The organism is Salinicola sp. 4072 (genome assembly GCF_036663415.1).
Lineage (GTDB): Bacteria > Pseudomonadota > Gammaproteobacteria > Pseudomonadales > Halomonadaceae > Salinicola > Salinicola salarius_A.
This window is the reverse complement of record NZ_JAXOVV010000004.1, coordinates 101,050-120,220: the sequence shown is the minus strand read 5'-3', so window position 1 is coordinate 120,220 and position 19,171 is coordinate 101,050. Positions and strand designations below refer to the sequence as shown.

Genomic DNA, 19,171 nt, shown 5'->3' with positions numbered 1-19,171 from the left:
CACGCCATGCTCGAATTGCAAGGCGCTCCCGCGCTATCTGCATTCCGTCACGCCAAACTGCTCGCCGATCTTCGCGCTGTCGTTCCCGAAGTCGAGTCTCTCAACGCGCACTACGTCCACTTCGTCGATCATCATGACGAGCTCGGTGAGCAGGCTCGCCAAGTGCTGGATCGGCTGCTGGACTATGGAATCCAGCACTCCGAAAGCCGTGACGCCGACCAGAATACGCCCGCCGACGGCCATCTGTTTCTGGTCGTCCCCCGCATCGGCACGATCTCTCCCTGGTCCTCCAAGGCCACGGATATCGCCCACAACTGCGGGCTGGATCAGGTCGCGCGCATCGAGCGGGGTATCGCCTACCGTGTGACGTTGAAGAGCGCGCCCAGCGCAGAGGCCTACGAGGCCATGGTCGCGCGCCTGCATGACCGCATGGTCGAGACCGTGCTGTTCGACTCGAGCGACGCGGCCAAGCTGTTCTCGCACCACCAGCCGACGCCGCTGGCGACGGTGGACGTGCTTGACGGTGGCCGGCCGGCGCTGGCCAGCGCCAACGCCGAGCTGGGACTGGCACTCGCCGACGACGAGATCGACTATCTGGTCGAGGCCTTCCGGGCGCTGGGGCGCAACCCGACCGACGTCGAGCTGATGATGTTTGCCCAGGCCAACTCCGAACACTGCCGCCACAAGATCTTCAACGCCGATTGGGTGATCGACGGCGAATCCCAGACCCACTCGCTGTTCAAGATGATCAAGAACACCTTCGAGCAGTCCAGCGACAAGGTGCTCTCGGCCTACAGCGACAACGCGGCGATCATCGAAGGGCCGACGGCCGGGCGGTTCTTCCCCGCGCCGGACAGCCAGGTCTATGGCGCAACCCGGGAACCGATCCACATCCTGATGAAGGTGGAAACCCACAACCATCCGACTGCGATCGCTCCGCATCCGGGCGCGGCCACCGGCGCTGGCGGCGAGATTCGCGACGAAGGTGCGACGGGGCGCGGTGGCAAGCCCAAGGCGGGACTCACCGGCTTCACCGTTTCCAACCTGCGCATCCCCGAGTTCGTCCAGCCGTGGGAAGCCTTCGACTACGGCAAGCCGGAGCGGATCCAGTCGGCGCTCGACATCATGCTCGAAGGGCCGATCGGCGGCGCGGCATTCAATAACGAATTCGGCCGGCCCAACCTCAACGGCTTCTTCCGCACCTTCGAACTCGACGCGGTCGGTGCCGGCGGCATCGAGCGCCGGGGTTACCACAAGCCGGTGATGCTGGCCGGCGGCTACGGCAACGTCCGTGACGGCCACGTGCTCAAGGGCGAGATTCCGGTCGGCGCCAAGCTGATCGTGATGGGCGGCCCGGCGATGTTGATCGGCCTGGGCGGCGGCGCCGCGTCGTCGATGGCCTCCGGTACCTCCAGCGAAGATCTCGATTTCGCCTCGGTGCAGCGCGATAACCCGGAAATCGAACGCCGGGCCCAGGAAGTGATCGACCGCTGCTGGGCCCTTGGTGACGATAACCCCATCGCCTTCATCCATGACGTGGGTGCCGGCGGCCTCTCCAATGCCTTGCCGGAGCTGGTCAAGGACGGCGGGCGCGGCGGCCTGTTCGATCTGCGCGCGGTGCCCAACGTCGAACCGGGCATGAGCCCGCTGGAAATCTGGTGCAACGAAGCGCAGGAGCGTTACGTGCTGGCGGTCACGCCGGAACAGCTCGACACCTTCGATGCGCTGTGTGCCCGCGAACGCTGCCCCTACGCCGTGGTCGGCGAAGCGACCGAAGCGCACCATCTCGCCGTGCGCGACGGCCATTTCGAGGCCGATCCCGTCGATCTGCCGATGAGCGTGCTGTTCGGCAAGCCGCCCAAGATGCAGCGCAGTTTCGAGCGCCACACGCTCAACCTGCCGGGTCTGGGGCTCGACAACCTCGACCTGCGCGAAGCGCTGGACCGCGTGCTGCGGCTGCCCACGGTGGCGTCCAAGAGCTTTTTGATCACCATCGGCGACCGTTCGATTACCGGCATGGTCGCTCGCGACCAGATGGTCGGCCCCTGGCAGGTGCCGGTGGCGGACTGCGCGGTGACCACCTCGAGCTACGACACTCACGTCGGCGAGGCGATGGCGATGGGCGAGCGCCCGCCGGTCGCGCTGATCGATCCGGCGGCCAGCGCGCGCCTGGCCGTGGCCGAGGCGATCACCAACCTGGCGGCGGCACCGATCGAAAAGCTCTCCGACATCAAACTCTCCGCCAACTGGATGAGCGCTGCCGATCATGTCGGCGAGAACCAGGCGCTGTTCGATGCCGTTCACGCCGTCGGCATGGAACTCTGTCCGGCGCTGGGCATTGCCGTGCCGGTGGGCAAGGATTCGATGTCCATGCGCACCGCGTGGCAGACGGAAGAGGGCGAGAAGAGCATCACCGCGCCGCTGACGCTGAACATCACCGGCTTCGCCCCGGTCACCGATGCCCTGCGCACGCTGACGCCGCAGCTGCGTCTCGACCAGGACGAGAGCGATCTGATCCTGATCGATCTCGGTCGCGGCCAGAACCGTCTCGGTGGCTCGGCGCTGGCTCAGGTCTATGGTCAGGTCGGCAACGTATGCCCGGACCTGGACGAAGCCGAGGATCTGGCGGCGTTTTTCAGCGTCATTCAGGGACTCAACGCCGACGGCAAGCTGCTCGCCTATCACGACCGCAGTGACGGCGGCCTGATCGTGACGCTGCTGGAGATGGCCTTCGCCGGCCGTGGCGGGCTCGAGATTAAGCTCGACTGGCTGACCGACGACGCCGTCGGCGCGGTCGATGCGCTGTTCGCCGAGGAGCTGGGCGCGGTCATTCAGGTCAACCGTCAGGACACCGAGTTCGTGCTGGCGCAGTTCGCCGCCGCCGGGCTCGAAACCTGTGGCGTCATCGCCCGGCCGCGTTACGACGATCAGGTCCGCGTGACGCTGTTCGAAGAGCCGCTGCTGGAAACCACCCGCGCCATGACCCAGCGTACCTGGTCCGAGACCAGCTACCGGATGCAGGCGCTGCGCGACAACCCCGAGGCCGCCAAGAGCGAGTTCGACGGCCTGCTCAACCTGCGCGATCCGGGGCTGTCGGCCAGTCCGACCTTCGATGTCGACGACGACATCGCTGCGCCTCTGATTCAGAAAAGCAGAGTCCAGACCGGTGTGCGCCCGCGCGTGGCTATCCTGCGCGAGCAGGGCGTCAATGGCCATATGGAAATGGCGGCGGCCTTCGACCATGCCGGCTTCGAGGCGGTTGACGTGCACATGAGCGACATCCTCGCCGGTCGTGTCACCCTCGACGACATGAAAGGCTTGGTCGGCTGCGGCGGCTTCTCCTACGGCGACGTGCTCGGCGCCGGTGGCGGCTGGGCCAAGTCGGCGCTCTTCAACGGTCGCGCTCGCGATCAGTTCGCGGCCTTCTTCGAACGTGAAGACACCTTCGGCCTCGGCGTCTGCAACGGCTGCCAGATGTTCTCTCAGCTCAAGGAACTGATCCCCGGCGCCGAGCGCTGGCCGCGTTTCGTGCGCAACGGCTCCGAACAGTTCGAGGCCCGCGTGTCGATGGTCCAGGTCGAGGAGAGCCCGTCGATTCTGCTCGCCGGCATGGCCGGCTCGACCTTGCCGATCGCCGTCGCCCATGGCGAAGGTCAGGCGCTGTTCGAAGACAGCGGCCACCTGCGCAGCATGCAGACCAGCGGCCAGATCGCGATGCGCTACATCGACAACGAAGGCCAGGTCACCACGCGTTATCCGGCCAACCCCAACGGCTCGCCCGCCGGCATTACCGGCCTGACCACGCCGAATGGTCGCGTCACCATCATGATGCCGCACCCGGAGCGCGTTGCCCGCGCGGTGACCAACTCCTGGCGTCCGCCGGAGTGGACGCAGGACGGCGCATGGATGCGGATGTTCCGCAATGCCCGCGTCTGGGTTGGTTGATGTAGGGGATTGACGCCAGCGCCACGTCGTGGTGTGACGACGAAAACCGGTTTGCCGTGGGTTCTATACCTTGAGCAAGCCGGTTTTTTTATGGGCGCCTGGCTGGGCGGTTGGCTCTATCTTGGCGAGGTTACGACTGATGGCGCTTTTACTGCCCTTATGCACGTTATTACGAGGGGCAAGCCCCTCGCGCTCCCCTTTTTGACGCCACAGAACGATGAAGTCCCGAACGTCTGAGCACCAAACTCGGGTCGGCGCCTAGGGACATCCGACCGCCATGGATGGCGGAAGTGCAGAAAATGCAGGAGCAATTTTCTGCCCTGTCCCAACGCGCCTCGCGCGACATCCATGTCGCGCGCCCCGGTTTGGATGCTCATCGTTCGGCATCGTCCTGAATAGGCGTCATTGGGGTGGAGACCTTCACCATCACCGATTCGCCCAGCCTCATCGCTATCATCAAGAAATGATGCTGAAACGCTTATCCATAAAGCGCCCAGTGCCGCGCCCGTATCTGCTCGAGACAGAGCCTGAGCTCGCCATCCAGCGCGCGATCTTCGACTACCGGGGCAAAATCCTCGCGCAGGACGTCGACCATCTCGGAAAGCGGGGCGGGCAGAGGATCGCCGCGCAGGTGAACGCCCTGCAGCCCGGCGAGCAGCGCGGCGGCGGTGACCTGTTCGGTGAGTTCGAGCACGCGCAGGGCGTCGCGGGCGGCGATGGTGCCCATGCTCACCTTGTCCTGGTTGTGGCACTCGGTGGAACGGGAGAAAACGCTGGCGGGCATGGTGCCCTTGAGCGCTTCGGCAGCCCAGGCGGAGGCGCCGATCTGGACCGCCTTGAAACCGTGATTGATCATCGTGCGTTCGGCCGGCGCACCGGAGAGGTTGCTCGGCAGGCCATGGTTGTAGCGGGTGTCGACCAGCAGCGCCAACTGGCGGTCGAGCAGGTCGGCGACGTTGGCGGTCAGCGTCTTCAGGCTATCCATGGCGAAGGCGATATGCCCGCCGTAGAAGTGACCGCCGTGCATGACGTCACCGGCCTCCGGGTCGATCAGGGGGTTGTCGTTGGCGCTGTTGAGCTCGGTCTCGATGAAGCCGCGCAGCCAGCCGAGGCTGTCCGCCAGCACGCCCAGCACGTGCGGGGCGCAACGCAGCGAATAGCGATCCTGCAGGCGCTGTCGTGGCGGCAGATTCTCCAGTTCCAGATCGGCTCTCAGCCAGGCGGCGACCCGGGATTGGCCAGGGTGCGGCTTGGCCGCGAACAGCCGTGCCTCGAAATGATTGGGGTTGCCGCGCAGGGCGGCTACGTTGAGTGCGGTGATGCGGGTGGCGAGCTTCAGCAGATATTCGGCGCGGCCGAAGACCTGGCACGCCAGCGCGGTCATGACTGCAGTGCCGTTCATCAATGCCAGCGCTTCCTTGGGACGTAACGTCAGCGGTTCCCAGCCCAGCTCGGCATGCGCTTCGGCCGCCGTTCGCACTTCGCCGCGCCAGAGCACTTCGCGTTCGCCGCACAGCATGGCCGCCACGTAGGAGAGCGGCGTCAGGTCGCCGCTGGCGCCGACCGAGCCCTCTTCGGGAATGCGCGGCAGCAGATCTTCCTGCAGACAGGCGTGAAGACGCTCGAGCAACGTGAAGCGCACGCCGGAAACACCCTGGCACAGCGACTGCAGGCGAGCGACGAGTACTGCGCGTGCCGCCTCGGGTTCGAGAAACCGACCCAGCCCACAGCCATGGAACGTATACAGCTGGCGCGGCAGCGCCTCGACCTGGGAGAGCGGAATGGCGGTGACCCATGAATCGCCGTAACCGGTGGTGATGCCGTAGATCTGCCCCTCGCGGTCGAGCAGGCCATCGACGACCGCCGCGCCTCGATCGATCCTGGCGCGCCACTGCGGATCGGCATCGAGTGCCGACTCGGCGCGACGCTCGGCCAGAGCAATGACGGATTCGAGGGATAGCGGCGTGGGGCCGAAGACGACGGGGGAGACAGCGACTGACATGAAAACGGCATCCGGGGAAGAAGATCGCCGAGTCTAGCCCGGTGATCCGGTCGTGAACCAGCGGATGCCGTTGGACAAAGGTCGAATGCGGTGGGCTATCTCGACCTCAGGTTGGTCGGATTGCCGTGTAAAAGAAGCGAACCGAAGGCTCGCCATCGAGCAGCGGGGCGGTACCTTCCTTGAAGGGCGGGTAGTGCGGCATCTGCATGTGATGTTCGAAGGCGGCCCGATCGCGATAGACCTCGTGCAGAACGACGATGTCTTCGCTGCCTTCCGGTGTCAACACGTCGAACGCCAGGCAGCCTTCCTCGTTGCTCAAGGACTCGCTGGCATCGTTGTGGGCCAGTGCGAGGAAGGCCGGCACCTGGCCCGGCTTGATCCGGAATTCGGCAATGACCACGAAGTGGGTGGATTCGGCCATGGTGATCTCCTTATCGAAATTGAGCGGGGTAATGGCAAGCGCGCCGTCGCCGACACGCCGGCCGAAGCATCAGTGTACGCGCGGCGCCTCGCCCATGCCGAGACGTTCCTGGAATTCGGCCACGGCGCTCTTGAGGAGTTCCAGCAATCCGGGAATCAGCGCGACGCCCTGGTCGGGCCCTTCGACGAATTGTTCGACGCTGACGTGCACGGCCTCGTTGTGCACCACCAGTTTGGCCGCCTTCAATGTATTCATCACGTCGTTGGCGGTTTCCAGCAGTAGCGTGCGATTGGTGGCGGCGGCAGCCTGCCACACGCCGGGCAGCATCAACTGGAAAAACGCCGGCTCGTCGGTGGCGACGACCAGCACGAACTCGAGATTGTCCTGGCGAATGCGCGCCGCCTGGGCGTCCATGGCCTCGATGTCGATCTCCATGGCGCGCAGCTGTTCGATATAGCGCGCAAGTGGAGTATTGGGTGCGTGAGAGTTGTCATCCTGCATGAAGGCGCTCCGGACAGAATCGGTAAGTGGGCGCAATGGCGCCAATGACCCTCATTGTAATGCAGGACGGAGCGGAAGACGGGTTCGATGGCCTGAGTCCGATTCAGTCCTGTGTCGAGGAAGGATTGAGAATCGTCGCGCCGAGTCTCTCGAACGGTTCGATTTGCTCATCGGTAGCGTCGGTGATCAGCGTCCAGCGTGGCGGAAAGGCGGTCCAGTGCTGCTGGCTCGCGCGACCCAGCTTGGTGGCATCCGCCATGACGTAGACTTCGGCGGCGCGGGCGATCATCGCCTCCTTCAGCCACGCCTGTTCCGGGCTCGCTTCGCATAGTCCGAGTTCAGTCACGCCATCGGCGCTGAGAAAGAGCCGGTCGACGGTCAGGCGCGAGAGCGACGCGTGGGCCAGCGGGCCGTAGGCGGTCATGCTGGAGGTGCGCAGATCACCGCCCAGCACGGTGGTGTGCCCCTCCGGCAACTGCGTGAGCCAGGGCAGCGCCGCCATGTTGTTGGTGATCACGTGAAGGCCGTGCTTTTCATTGAGCCGGGCGGCCAGTGCCGACGTCGTGGTGCCGCCATCGAGGAGCAGCGTATCGCCATCCTCGATGCAGGCCAGTGCGCAAGCCGCAAGGCGTGCCTTGACGTCGCCCTGGCGCATGCGGCGTTGCTCCAGCGTCAACTCCGGCTCGCGCTGGCCGATGGTCGTGGCCGCGCCACCGTAGGTGCGAACCAGCAGCCCTTGCTGGGAGAGCGCGCCGAGATCGCGACGAGCGGTCGCCTCGGAAATGCCGAAGTGGCGGCACAACGCCTCGATACTGGTAATGCCGGCGTGGACGGCTTCCAGCATGTCGTGGCGGCGTTTGGCGACTTTCATGTAATCCTCCACAATCGAACGAACCCGCCTGGGCGGGTTCGAGCTTCGTCTCTTGGCTATCCTCGGCGCCTATTGTGCCATTGTATGGGGCTCACGGCCGCCGATCGCTGATCCATCGATGGATCAATCGCCCAGAGACAGCTGATGACGCGCCGCGACGATATCGGAGAGCTCGGGAACGTACTTCTCGCCGTCACCCTGGGATTCGGCGCTGGCGTAGAGGTCGCGCACGGCCCTGGCGACACCGGCTTCGACGTTCATTGCCTCGGCCAGCGAGGCCAGGTAACGCGTGTCCTTATGGGCATTCGCCAGGGTGAAGCGATGCGCGTCACGGTCGCGTTCCAGCACGTACTGGAAGAAGGTCCGATAGAAGCCGCTATCCATGCGCGAGCCGCGAATGACGCTATCGAACGTCTGCGGCGTGATGCCGGCCTTGGCACCGATGGTCAGCGCTTCGGCGAAGATCGCGCCGTAACCCATGGCCAGGAAGTTGTTGAGCAGCTTCATGGTATGGCCGGCGCCCGCCGGGCCCACATGCATGATCCTGGCAGCCCAGGTTTCGATGACCGGGCGCACTCGCTCGAGCGTGGCCTCGTCGGAGCCGATCATTGCCTGGAGTTCGCCGCTCTCGGCCTGGGCCGGTATGCCGCCGAGCGGGGCGTCGATCAACGTGATGTGATCCTGTGCCAGTGACTCGGCGAGCTTGCGCGTCAGCGTCGGTTCGGACGTCGAGCAGTCGACGATGACGAGGTTGTCGCGTCTTGCCTGCCTGGCGCCGGCGCGGATGCCGTGCTCGCCATCGATCAGCGATTCGACCTGAGGCGCGCCGGTCACGCAGAGAAAGACGATATCGCATTCGGCGCCCAGAGTGGCCGCGTTGGCCGCTTCCTCGGCACCCTTGGCAACCAGGTCGTCGATGGGTTGGCGATTACGATGCGCCAGTACCTTGAGCGGATAACCCGCCTTGAGTATGTTGCCGGCCATGCCGGCGCCCATGAGTCCGAGTCCTGCGAAACCGATGACCGGCATATGTCTCTCCTGGTATCGATGGATCGTTGACGATCGAGACGTGCCTCAGGCGTTGGCGTCGTGACGGCTCGCCAGTTCGACGGCCTGTCGAAGCGCCTCGATCAGGCTGCGATCGTCGGCAATGCCCTTGCCGGCGATATCGAAGGCGGTTCCGTGATCCACTGACGTGCGCACGACAGGCAGGCCAACGGTGACGTTGACGCCGGCTTCGAGGCCCATCACCTTGACCGGGCCGTGGCCCTGATCATGATACATTGCCACCACGCAGTCGAAGTCGCCACGACCGGCACGGAAGAAAAGCGTGTCGGCGGGGAGCGGGCCCTCGACATCCCAGCCGCGCTGGTGCAGTGCCTCGATGGCCGGCACGATCTTTTCTTCCTCTTCACCATAGCCGAACAGACCGTTCTCCCCTGCGTGGGGATTGATGCCGCACACCGCGATGCGCGGATTCGTCTGGCCGGCGCGTACCAGCGTTTCATGGGCTCGCTCGATGGTACGCGTGACCAGCCCCGGCTCGATGCGCGCAATGGCATCGATGATGCCGATGTGGGTGGTGACGTGGATCACCTTCATCTTCGGTGTCACCAGCATCATCGAGACTTCCTCGGTGCCGGTCAGGTGCGCCAGCAGTTCGGTATGGCCCGGGAAGATGTGGCCACCGGCATGCAGGGCTTCCTTGTTTAGTGGGGCGGTGCAGATCGCATCGAGCTCGCCGGCTTCGATCAACTCCACGGTCCTGGCGATGTACTGATAGGCGGCATCGCCCGCGATCGGAGAGACCTTGCCCCAGGGCAGGTCGGCGGGGATCAGGCCGAGATCGATGCACTCGAGCGTGCCGCGCTCGAACCGCGCCTGCGCGGGAGTCTCGACGACATGCAGCTGAAGCGTGGATCCGACGATCTCCATGGCCTGACGCAGGCGCCCGGCATCGCCGATGACCAGCGGGCGGCACGCGTCGTGGACCGTGTCCTGGGCGAGCGCCTTGACGATGATCTCGGGGCCGACGCCGGCAGCGTCGCCCATGGTGATGCCGATGATGGGACGGTCGGTCATGCTCGTATCCTCTGCTGAATCCTGAAAATGGGTAGCGGCTTTTGCGTCGTGCCAAATTCGGGCGAAGGCGGCGGTGTCGCCAAAGCCGCCCGCCTTGGTGATGACTTCCAGCGTTCGGCCGCGATACCCGGCCTGAAGTCGCGCCATCCCGGTATCGGGCGCATCGACGAGACCTAGCCGGGTAATGTCCGCCGCGGTCAGTAGCGCCCTGGCGGTAGCGCCTCCGGTGGCGATCAGGCGATCGAACGCGTCCAGATGCGGCGCGAGTATCTCGCCAAGCCGGACGCTGAGCCTGGGACCGTCCGCGGCGTTGCGATCGTCGGGCTGGGCCAGGCGAACCATGATGTCGTCCCCGGCTTGCAGCGTTTGCTGAATGCGTCGGGTGACCGATGCCAGAGCGGGCGAGAGCGAGTCGTCACGTGCCTCGCCAACGAGATCGGCGGCATCGATCTCGATCACCTCGAGACTCGGGTTGCTGTCGATCAGCGCGTCGGCCTGCGCATGCGAAATGCCGCTCATGCTGCCGATCACGATCATCGTCGGACGCCGACGTGGTTCCCGCGAGAGACGGTTCGTGGCCGGCGTACCGACGAGCCCCGGCGCCGCCGGCAGTGCCAGCCCCAGCCCGGCCGAACCGACCCAGAATACGTTATCGAGCGGTGCAGACAGCGTTGCCAGACGCTGCAGATCGACATCGGTCAGCGCGTCGCAAACGACGGCCTGGACGCCGTCCTGCTGATACTGACGCAACGTTTCCGATACCACGGCATCCGCTTCATAGAGCGTCGGCAGGTCGAGTCGGCGTGTTTTCAGCTCGGCGCCCTCCAGCATCTCGACCAGATCCGCGCGGCCACGAATGCCCTCGTTGGTCCAGACTTCGGTCTCTTCGACGGGGCGCTCGTGAAGCCACTGGCGACCATCGCGAGTGGTTCTTCCGGTGGCCGGGTAGGCCGGTGCGACGATCGCCATGCCGGCACCGGGAACCAGGCTCGCGATTTCGGCGGCAACGTTGCCGCGTAGCGTCGAGTCGACCTTCTTGAACAGATACTGGTAACGGCCTGTCCACTGATCCAGGCAGGTACGGTGACGCAGGGCGGCCTCGGCGGGATCGCAGGCCCGGGAGTCCATATCGATGGCTGTCGCGTCGCTGTGACCAACGGTCGTGGCGGACAGCATGACGTCGGTCGACAGGCCCTGAGTGGTGCAGCCAATCGCGGAGTCCGCGGTGCCGGTGAGATCGTCGGCCAGAATCAGCAGAGATGTCAGACGCCTTTCAGGCGGATGAGCGTCGGGGGAGGTGTTAATCGTCATTTATGATCGAATCGATAGAATATTGTCTTATAAAATGATCGTTTCGATCATGAAAGGCAAGTCGACGAAAGTGGTGCGTCTGTGAAAAATCGATTCACCACTAGAGGTAAAACCGTACGCGATGGATCGGCAAGCAAACTTTTCTGAGTGAATCGATCATTTTTGTGGCGGGTAGGATGTCTTCAGCATGGCGTGGGCCGCGATAGCACCGGAATGGACGTCGGCCACGCTGCAGTCGTGCGCCAGCGCCAGCCGGTGAACATCCTCGTATTCCGGCGCGACACGGATGTCCTGGCCGTTCAGCGTGCCTATCTTCACCCGTACCGTGCCCCATTCGGTTTCGACGAGCTCGATCCGGCGTTCGAGGCGCCGTCGGCTGGTCTCTTGGCGCCGTACGCCGAACGTCGAGGAGTGAAGCAGCATTAGCTGCTCCAGGCGGTCCGCTTCATGACAGGGGGCCAGTACCGTGATCAGGATTCCCGGGCGCGACTTTTTCATCGTGACCGGGGTGTAGAACACGTCCAGCGCCCGAGCTTCCAGCAGTACGCCCATCAGATGACCCAGCTGCTCTCCGGTGACGTCATCGAGCTGGCACTCCAGCACCGCGATGATCTCCCGCTCCGGGGAGACTGTCGCGGTTTTCATCGAGACGACGCGCAGCACGTTGGGATGAGGAAAGTCGCGGTTGCCGGCACCGTAGCCGATCCCGACCGGCGTGCCTGCCGGCGCGGCGCGGAACGACTCGACCAGCGTCGCCAGAAACGCGGCGCCGGTGGGCGTGGTCAGCTCGCCTGCGACATCGGCCTCGAAGGTGGACAGCGGCACGCCCTTGAGCAGCTCCAGCGTCGCCGGCGCGGGGATCGGGAAGCGGCCATGTGCCATCGTGACCACGCCGTATCCCACCGGCACCGGGGTCGCGGTGATCGTATCGATATCGAGTGCTTCCAGTGCGAAGCAGACGCCGAGGATGTCGATGATCGAATCCATCGCGCCCACTTCGTGCAGATGAACCTCGGCCGGATCGATCCCGTGGATTCGACCCTCGGCTTCCGCGATTGCGGTAAAAATCGCCGTCGCCCGGCGGCGAACCCGGGGAGGGAGATCGGCGTCGGCGATCATCGTCAGAATCTCTCCCGCACGGCGGTGGGGATGATCATGATGTTCGTGTTCGTGTTCGTGTTCGTGTTCGTGTTCGTGTTCGTGTTCGTGTTCGTGTTCGTGTTCGTGCGAGTGCGAAGCATCGTGAGCATGATCGTGACCTTGGCCGTGAGCGTGACCATGGCCGTGAGCGTCACCATCGGGTTCGAGTGCGATCCTGAGCAGCCGCGCGTGGATACCGCAGCGATCCACCGGCCGGGTGTCGAGTTCGAAAGGATCGATCGGCAGCCGTCGCAGCGCGGCCGCGACATCGTCCAGATCGGCGCCGAGATCCACTAGCGCCGCCAGCAGCATGTCGCCGGCGATGCCGAAGGTGCAGTCGATATGGAGCGTCTTCATGAGCGACGCGGTTCCTCGAAACAGGCCGGGCGGGGATCGGGGCCCCGCTCGAGCAGCGAGAGAATGTTGGCCGCCTGCCAGGCGGCGCCGAAGCCGTTGTCGATGTTGACCACGCTCATGCCGGTGGCGCATGCCGAGAGCATGCCGAGCAGGGCGGTAACGCCCTGCAGGCTCGCGCCGTAGCCCACCGAGGTCGGCACTGCGATCACCGGATTGCGCACCAGCCCGGTGATCACGCTGGGCAGCGCGCCTTCCATGCCGGCGATCACGATCAGCACGTCGGCCCGGGTCAGCGCTTCACGATGCGCCAGCAGTCGATCGAGTCCGGCAACGCCGACGTCGTTGAGCCGGGCGACGTTGACGCCCAACCATTCAAGGGTGCCCGCCGCTTCTTCGGCCACGGGCAGGTCGGACGTGCCGGCGCAGATCACCGCCACGGTGCCGGGGAGGCGCTTCGGCGGGTTGCCCCAGCAAAGCAGCCGGCTGGCCGGGTCATAGTGGCCGTGTGGATGGTCTTGCAGCACTCGTTCGGCACGTTCGGCGTCGAGACGAGTGACCAGCGCTCGCTGGTGCCGGTCGATCAGGCGGCCGACGATGGCGCTGATCTGGACGGCCTGTTTGCCCTCGCCGAACACGACTTCGGGAACGCCGTTACGGTTTTCGCGATCGTGATCGACGCGGGCGAATCCCAGGTCGGAAATGGGGCGGTCAGGGCGTTCGGTCATGCCATATCCTGTCGAGCCGAATTCAAGGCAGCAGGCGATTCATGCTGCCGCTGCGGTAGCCGGCCAGATCCAGCGTCACCCAGGCATATCCCAGCGCCGTGAGCTCCGCGACCAGTCGGTCGTGATGTTCGAGCACCGTCGCCATGTCCTGAGGCTCGACTTCGATCCGCGCCAGTTCGCCATGATGGCGCACGCGGAGCTGACCGATGTTCAGGGCCCTGACGCGGCGCTCGGCTTCGGCAATCCGCTCGAGCTTCTCCAGCGTGATGCGCTCGCCGTAGGCGACCCTCGACGACAGGCAGGCCAGCGAAGGCTTGTTCCAGGTCGGCAGGCCCATGGCCTGGGAGAGTTCGCGAATCTCGGCCTTGTAGAGGCCGACCTCGTGCAGCGGGCCGCGCACGCCGTATTCGCGGGCGGCCTGGGTGCCGGGGCGATGCTCGCCATCGTCGTCGGCGATCAGGCCGAAGACGATATTGTGGAATCCGGCGTCGACCATGATCGGCGCCAGATGAGTGAACAGGCCAGACTTGCAGTAGTAGCAGCGGTTGGCGTCGTTCTCGGCGTAACCGGGGATGGCGATCTCCGAGGTCTCGATGACCCGGTGCGGCGCCTCCAGGCGCCGTGCCAGTTCGCGGGCGGCATCGAGTTCCTCGAACGGATAGGATTCCGAATCGGCGGTGACCGCGAGGACGCGTTCCCGGCCCAGCGTCTCCAGCGCGATGGCGAGCAGAAAGGTGCTGTCGACGCCTCCGGAGAACGCCACCACGACATCGCCCATGTCGCGCAGCACGTTGCGCAGCCGCTCGAGCTTGGCGTCGAGTTCGGCGCCCTGGGCCACGTCGGCGGTCAGCGGCACGCCAGGCGGCCGCGACGACGGCGCCCCGTCCACGGTCAAGGCGTCGATCCGGTCGGTTCGAGCCATCGAGGTCATTGGTTCCTCCTATCGTGTGTCCGTCGACCGGTCGTTCAGTCATCGACCTGATTCAATTGTCGGTCTGATCAGTCATCGACATACGGTACTGTCAGCGGCCCCAGCGGCATCACGGCAATCGACATCTCCTCGCCGTAACGTGCCTTCAACGCCTGCAGCGTCTCGGCGATGTCGTGGACGGGCTCCAACAGCGCGGCGCGCGCCTGGGCGTCGCTCAGCGTCGAGTAGAGCATCACGTCGGCCCAGCTCTGGATGACTGCCTGCTTCTGCACCTGCCACTGATCGAGCATGGCGAACTCCGGATCCTCGATCATTTCGAGCAGTGCCTGGGGAGAGTCTGCCATGGCGAGAATCTCGGCGAACTTGCCGTGATCGGGAATGCCATCGGAACACTCGCAGGCCATCAGGATGGTGCCGCCACGCTTGACGATCTTGTGCGCGGCGCTCATTCCTTTCACCGCCTGGTAGAGATTCTGGTCGAGCGGGTAGCCGGAATTGCCGGTAATCACGACATCGAAGCGCTGGCTGGCGCGTACCATGGCGTGTTCCAGCTCGTGTTCGCAACCCTGACGATGGGCTTCGGTGAGATCGCCGGCAAACACCCGAGTGATCGCCTTGTCGCGATTCAACGTGACGTTGAGCATGAAATGGGGCGGGCACAGTGCGTTGATCTCGCGGGTCATCGCCTGCAGCGGATTGTCGTCCATGTTGCCCCAGGTGGAGCGCGGATCGCCGATCATGCGGGAGTTGTGAAACGTCATGATCGTCTCGAGACCCGCGATGCCCGGCATCACCCCTTTGGGCCCGCCGGAGAAGCCAGCGAAGAAGTGCGGTTCGATGAAGCCGGTAACGATACGGAAGTCGGCCTCGACCCAGCGTCGATTGAGCCAGGAAGGGCAGCCGAAGCTGTTGTCCCCCACGTTGACCAGCTCATCGTAGTTGTCGCAGTGGTTGTTGATGATCTCGATATGATCCACCACCCAATCGCCCAGCATGCCGCGGAGTTCCTCGACCGTCTGGTCGCGGTGGGTACCGGTGCCGTTGATGATCACGAAGTTTTCATGCGGCACGTGATCGAGCGTTTCGATCAGCAGCGGTACCAGCAGATGGTTGGGCGTCGGCCGGGTGATGTCGCTGATCACGATGGCGACGCGATCGCTGGCCTTGACCATTTCCTTGAGCGGCGGCGTGCCGATCGGGAAAGAGAGCGCTTCGCGCACGCCGGCCACGGGATTCTCCAGCGCATGCTGCGTCGTGGGTTCGACGACGAAAGTGTCGTCCGGCAGGTCGAGTGCCAGCTCACCCTTGCCGTAGAGCAGAGAGATGTTCATGAAGGCTCCAGGATGGCGGCGCTTGCGCGCCGCCGGATGATGTCGTGCGTCTCAGCATGCCACGATACGGCAGCGACGTCGCTCAACCGTCGCGTGCCACACCGAGATCCTCGTCGACACGAGACTGCGGTTCGTCCTCGCGGGTGCCGTCGATACCGCGTTTCTTCTGCCAGCGGTCGACCAGCATCACGGCGATCGGCCCCAGGATGGCGGTCGTCAGCGTGGCGATCGAGATCTGCGACGTCGCGATATTGACCAGGTCGTGATAACTCTGCGCTTCGGCCGCGCTCATCATGCCCGAGTTGGCGGCGACCGCGGCGGCTGCGGCAATGGCGGCCGGCGTGCCGGCGGCGTTGCCCGCTGTGGTCGCTTCGGAGACCGGGGCGATGGCGCTGGGTTCGCGGAACAGTCGGAAAACCAGAATACCGACGCCACCGGTGAGTACGGTCGTCATGACGCCCAGCAGCAGGCCGGCACCCACGACCTCGGGGTTGAAGAACGCCGCCAGGTTCATGTTCGCGCCCAGGGCAAAGGCGAAGAACGGTACCGGCAGGATCTCGCCGGGCTTGAGGAAGGCGCGAATGTCGCGATCGAGGTTGCCCAGCAGCATGCCCAGCGCAATCGGCAGCAGCACGGCGATGAAGGCGATGACCGGGAACTGGGAGCCCAGCAGCCCTAGCGACATGAGGGTGAAGAACGGCCCGTCGTTGAGCGACAGAATCGCCACCGCGCCGGTATCGGAGCGGTTGCCGTACTGGCTGGTGAGTGCCGCGTACATGCCACCGTTGCCATTGGTCATGGCGGCGATGATCGCCACCGTCGAAAGACCCAGCAGGCCGTCGATCGGATCGAACATCAGGCCCAGACCCACGCCAACCGCCAGACCGGTCAGATATTTGGCGGTAACCAGCAGGGCGCCTTTCTTGAGCGCCTTGCCGCCTACGCGCAGATTCATCTGGCTACCGGAGCAGAACAGGAACAGCGCGATGAGTACCAATGCCCCATCCTTGAACAACTCCTGAGAGAAGCCCCCGATACGCAGGAATTCGTATTGGCCGCTATCGGTCTGTCCTGCACCGAGCCACTGCAGAATCGCGGTGATCCAGGATAGATGGAGCTGGTCTATCGTATTGAGTGCGGCACCGAAAATGAGGGGAACCACCATCAGGCCCCCGGGAACCTTCTGGACCGTGGCGAGCAGTTTCATGAGCTGGACTCCCGTGCGCCATATGTGGCGAATGATTCACTATTGATCGAAACGATTGTCAATTTGATCGAAACGATCATTTGTAGCAATGCCACTAAAGGCGTAGACGACCGTGATCTGTCCATTCCCTGAATGGCTCGACCTGAGTACCATGCCGCTCATGTCCAGATCCCGCTCGGCCAACGCCTTTCCCCAGCTTCGCCCTTACCAGACCCAGGCGGTCGACAACGTCATCGCCCACTTCCGGGGCAGCGACGATCCGGCCGTGGTGGTGCTGCCCACCGGCAGCGGCAAGTCGCTGGTCATCGCGGAACTGGCGCGGCGTGCCCGTGGCCGGGTGCTGGTGCTGGCGCACGTCCGTGAACTGGTCGAGCAGAACCATGCCAAGTACCTGGCCTACGGACGCGAGGCGGACATCTTCAGCGCCGGGCTGGGGCGCAAGGAGAGCGGGCGCCAGGTGGTGTTCGGCTCGGTGCAGTCGGTGGTCAACGGGCTGGAGGATTTCGCCTCGGGCGACTTCACGCTGCTGGTGATCGACGAGTGTCATCGCGTTTCGCTCACTCGGGACAGCAAGGTCGAGCACCATGCCGCGGTGTCCGGGAAAGGTGATCGGCGGACCGCTTCCACCTACGAGAAGGTGATTGCGCGGCTGCGCGAGGCGCGGCCCAACCTCAAGGTGCTGGGTCTGACGGCAACGCCGTATCGCCTCGGCGAAGGGTTTCTCTATCACCGCCACTACCACGGCATGGTGAAAGGGCCGGAGAATGCCTTCTTTCGCGACTGCGTGTTCGAGCAGCCGCTGCGCGTGATGGTGCGTCAGGGCTATCTCGCCGAGCCCCGGCGGATCGACGGCGCCATGGCTTTCTACGACTTTTCGCAGCTGATGCCACAGCGCAACGGTCAGTTCGCCGAGCGCGATCTCAATGGCGTGGTCCAGGGTAATCGCGCCACCCCGCAGATCATCCATGACGTGATCGAACGCGCCCGCGAGCGGGTGGGCGTGATGATCTTCGCCGCCACCGTGGCGCACGCCGAGGAGGTACTTGGGCTGCTGCCCTCGGAGGAGAGTGCGCTGGTGACCGGGGCGACGCCGGGGCCGGAGCGGGAGCGATTGATCGCGGCGTTCAAGGCGCGCGAGCTCAAGTACCTGGTCAACGTGGCCGTACTCACCACCGGCTTCGATGCGCCGCACGTGGACGTGATCGCCATTCTGCGTCCGACCGAATCGGTGGGGCTCTATCAGCAGATCGTCGGCCGGGGCTTGCGGCTCTCGCCTGGCAAGCGCGACTGCCTGATTCTCGATTATGCCGGCAACCCTTGGGAACTCTACGCACCGGAGATCGCCCAGGCGCGGCCGGACGGCGAGAGCGAGCCGGTGCAGGTCGAATGCCCGGAGTGCGGTTTCGCCAACACCTTCTGGGGCAAGCGCGACGGCGACTTCGTGATCGAACACCACGGCCGGCGCTGCCAGGGGCTTCTTTTCACACGCGGCCAAAGCCCCGCGCTCTCTATACGCGCCCAAAGCCACGCGCAAAGCGAAAGGTCAAACCTGGCAGGTGAATCTGATGCCGGCGCGGGGTCGGGCGCCGTGGAGAGTCGACATCAATGCACGTTCCGCTTCCGCTTCAAGGTGTGCGAGCAGTGCGGTGGCGAGAACGATATCGCCGCGCGAGCCTGCGGCCATTGCGGCGAGAGGCTGGTCGATCCGGACGACAAATTGCGCGATGCGCTCAAGTTGCGTCATGCCAAGGTGCTGCGGGTCAGCGGCATGCAGCTCGAGGCGACTACCAACGGGCGCGGCGTCCCGAGGCTCAAGGTGACCTACCACGACGAGGATGGCGAGACGCTGAACGAATGGTTCGGGCTGGAGACGCCGGCACAGCAGCACGTTTTCGCCCGCGTCTTTCTACGCCAGCATCTGCGCGCGCCGGGTAGCGGCTGGCGGCCCGGTTCGGCCGAGGAAACGGCTGCCGAAGCGGGGCGTCTGCGTGCGCCGGATTTCGTCATCGGCCGCAAGAGCGGCCGCCATTGGCGGGTCGAAGAGAAACTGTTCGACTATGTTGGCCGTTATCGCAAGGCGGATGCCGCAGGGGCCGAAGCGTGAAAAATGATTTACTTGCTAATAAAGTCGTTGGGGCAGTGGCGACCTTTTGACTAGAATGAAGCAGCGCTCGCTCAAGCGTCGCCGTAGGCGCCGATCAGGGCGCCGCCCCTCAAACCGTCAAGCAAGGAGCTCCCCATGAGCTGGACGACCCCCGAAGTGAAGGAAATCTGTGTCGGTATGGAAATCAACGACTACATGCCCGCTGAATTTTGAGCCAGAAGCAAGACGCGCGTGGCGGCGCTG

General features: G+C 64.6%; 14 protein-coding genes. 3 read left to right on the top strand and 11 right to left on the bottom strand.

Annotation, left to right across the window (positions count from 1 at the left end):
* Positions 1–6 precede the first annotated feature (6 nt).
* Entirely contained in the window at positions 7–3,945 is a 3,939-nt protein-coding gene (gene purL, locus R3F72_RS05165) for a phosphoribosylformylglycinamidine synthase (protein WP_332779073.1), read from the top strand.
* 478 nt (positions 3,946–4,423) lie between these two features.
* On the opposite strand, the gene R3F72_RS05160 is transcribed toward purL, so the two are convergent.
* The 11 genes from R3F72_RS05160 to R3F72_RS05110 form a co-directional block, all read right to left on the bottom strand.
* Positions 4,424–5,947: an HAL/PAL/TAL family ammonia-lyase gene (locus R3F72_RS05160; protein WP_332779072.1), complete on the bottom strand. Its 1,524-nt coding sequence runs from the start codon at positions 5,945–5,947 to the stop codon at positions 4,424–4,426.
* Positions 5,948–6,053: 106 nt separating this feature from the next.
* A complete protein-coding gene (locus tag R3F72_RS05155; RefSeq protein ID WP_087719100.1) occupies positions 6,054–6,368 on the bottom strand; it encodes a putative quinol monooxygenase in 315 nt (104 codons plus the stop codon).
* Between the two features lie 69 nt (positions 6,369–6,437).
* A complete protein-coding gene (locus tag R3F72_RS05150; protein WP_332779071.1) occupies positions 6,438–6,869 on the bottom strand; it encodes a hypothetical protein in 432 nt (143 codons plus the stop codon).
* Positions 6,870–6,972: 103 nt separating this feature from the next.
* Positions 6,973–7,740 (bottom strand): DeoR/GlpR family DNA-binding transcription regulator, encoded by a 768-nt coding sequence (locus R3F72_RS05145; protein WP_332779070.1) that lies wholly within the window; start codon positions 7,738–7,740, stop codon positions 6,973–6,975.
* A gap of 123 nt (positions 7,741–7,863) precedes the next feature.
* On the bottom strand, positions 7,864–8,769 hold the full coding sequence (locus tag R3F72_RS05140) for an NAD(P)-dependent oxidoreductase (RefSeq protein WP_087719097.1): 906 nt from the start codon (positions 8,767–8,769) through the stop codon (positions 7,864–7,866).
* 45 nt (positions 8,770–8,814) lie between these two features.
* The gene (pdxA, locus tag R3F72_RS05135; protein ID WP_332779069.1) at positions 8,815–11,133 is read right to left on the bottom strand and encodes a 4-hydroxythreonine-4-phosphate dehydrogenase PdxA; all 2,319 of its coding nucleotides are present in this window, start codon (positions 11,131–11,133) and stop codon (positions 8,815–8,817) included.
* A 156-nt stretch (positions 11,134–11,289) separates the two neighbouring features.
* Positions 11,290–12,630 carry a nickel pincer cofactor biosynthesis protein LarC gene (gene larC / locus R3F72_RS05130; RefSeq protein WP_332779068.1) on the bottom strand — a complete coding sequence of 447 codons (1,341 nt, stop codon included), beginning with the start codon at positions 12,628–12,630 and terminating at the stop codon, positions 11,290–11,292.
* A complete protein-coding gene (gene larB / locus R3F72_RS05125) occupies positions 12,627–13,355 on the bottom strand; it encodes a nickel pincer cofactor biosynthesis protein LarB (protein WP_087719094.1) in 729 nt (242 codons plus the stop codon). Before larB ends, larC begins: the two co-directional genes overlap by 4 nt.
* A gap of 22 nt (positions 13,356–13,377) precedes the next feature.
* The gene (gene larE, locus R3F72_RS05120) at positions 13,378–14,286 is read right to left on the bottom strand and encodes an ATP-dependent sacrificial sulfur transferase LarE (protein ID WP_218776998.1); all 909 of its coding nucleotides are present in this window, start codon (positions 14,284–14,286) and stop codon (positions 13,378–13,380) included.
* A gap of 68 nt (positions 14,287–14,354) precedes the next feature.
* Entirely contained in the window at positions 14,355–15,617 is a 1,263-nt protein-coding gene (larA, locus tag R3F72_RS05115; RefSeq protein ID WP_087719093.1) for a nickel-dependent lactate racemase, read from the bottom strand.
* An 82-nt stretch (positions 15,618–15,699) separates the two neighbouring features.
* Positions 15,700–16,824 (bottom strand): 2-keto-3-deoxygluconate permease, encoded by a 1,125-nt coding sequence (locus R3F72_RS05110; RefSeq protein ID WP_087719092.1) that lies wholly within the window; start codon positions 16,822–16,824, stop codon positions 15,700–15,702.
* A 151-nt stretch (positions 16,825–16,975) separates the two neighbouring features.
* Here R3F72_RS05110 and R3F72_RS05105 point away from each other — a divergent pair, with 151 nt between their 5' ends.
* The gene (locus tag R3F72_RS05105) at positions 16,976–18,928 is read left to right on the top strand and encodes a DEAD/DEAH box helicase family protein (RefSeq protein WP_442978330.1); all 1,953 of its coding nucleotides are present in this window, start codon (positions 16,976–16,978) and stop codon (positions 18,926–18,928) included.
* Between the two features lie 135 nt (positions 18,929–19,063).
* Positions 19,064–19,141: a pyrroloquinoline quinone precursor peptide PqqA gene (gene pqqA / locus R3F72_RS18625; protein WP_075569317.1), complete on the top strand. Its 78-nt coding sequence runs from the start codon at positions 19,064–19,066 to the stop codon at positions 19,139–19,141.
* Positions 19,142–19,171: the final 30 nt, after the last annotated feature.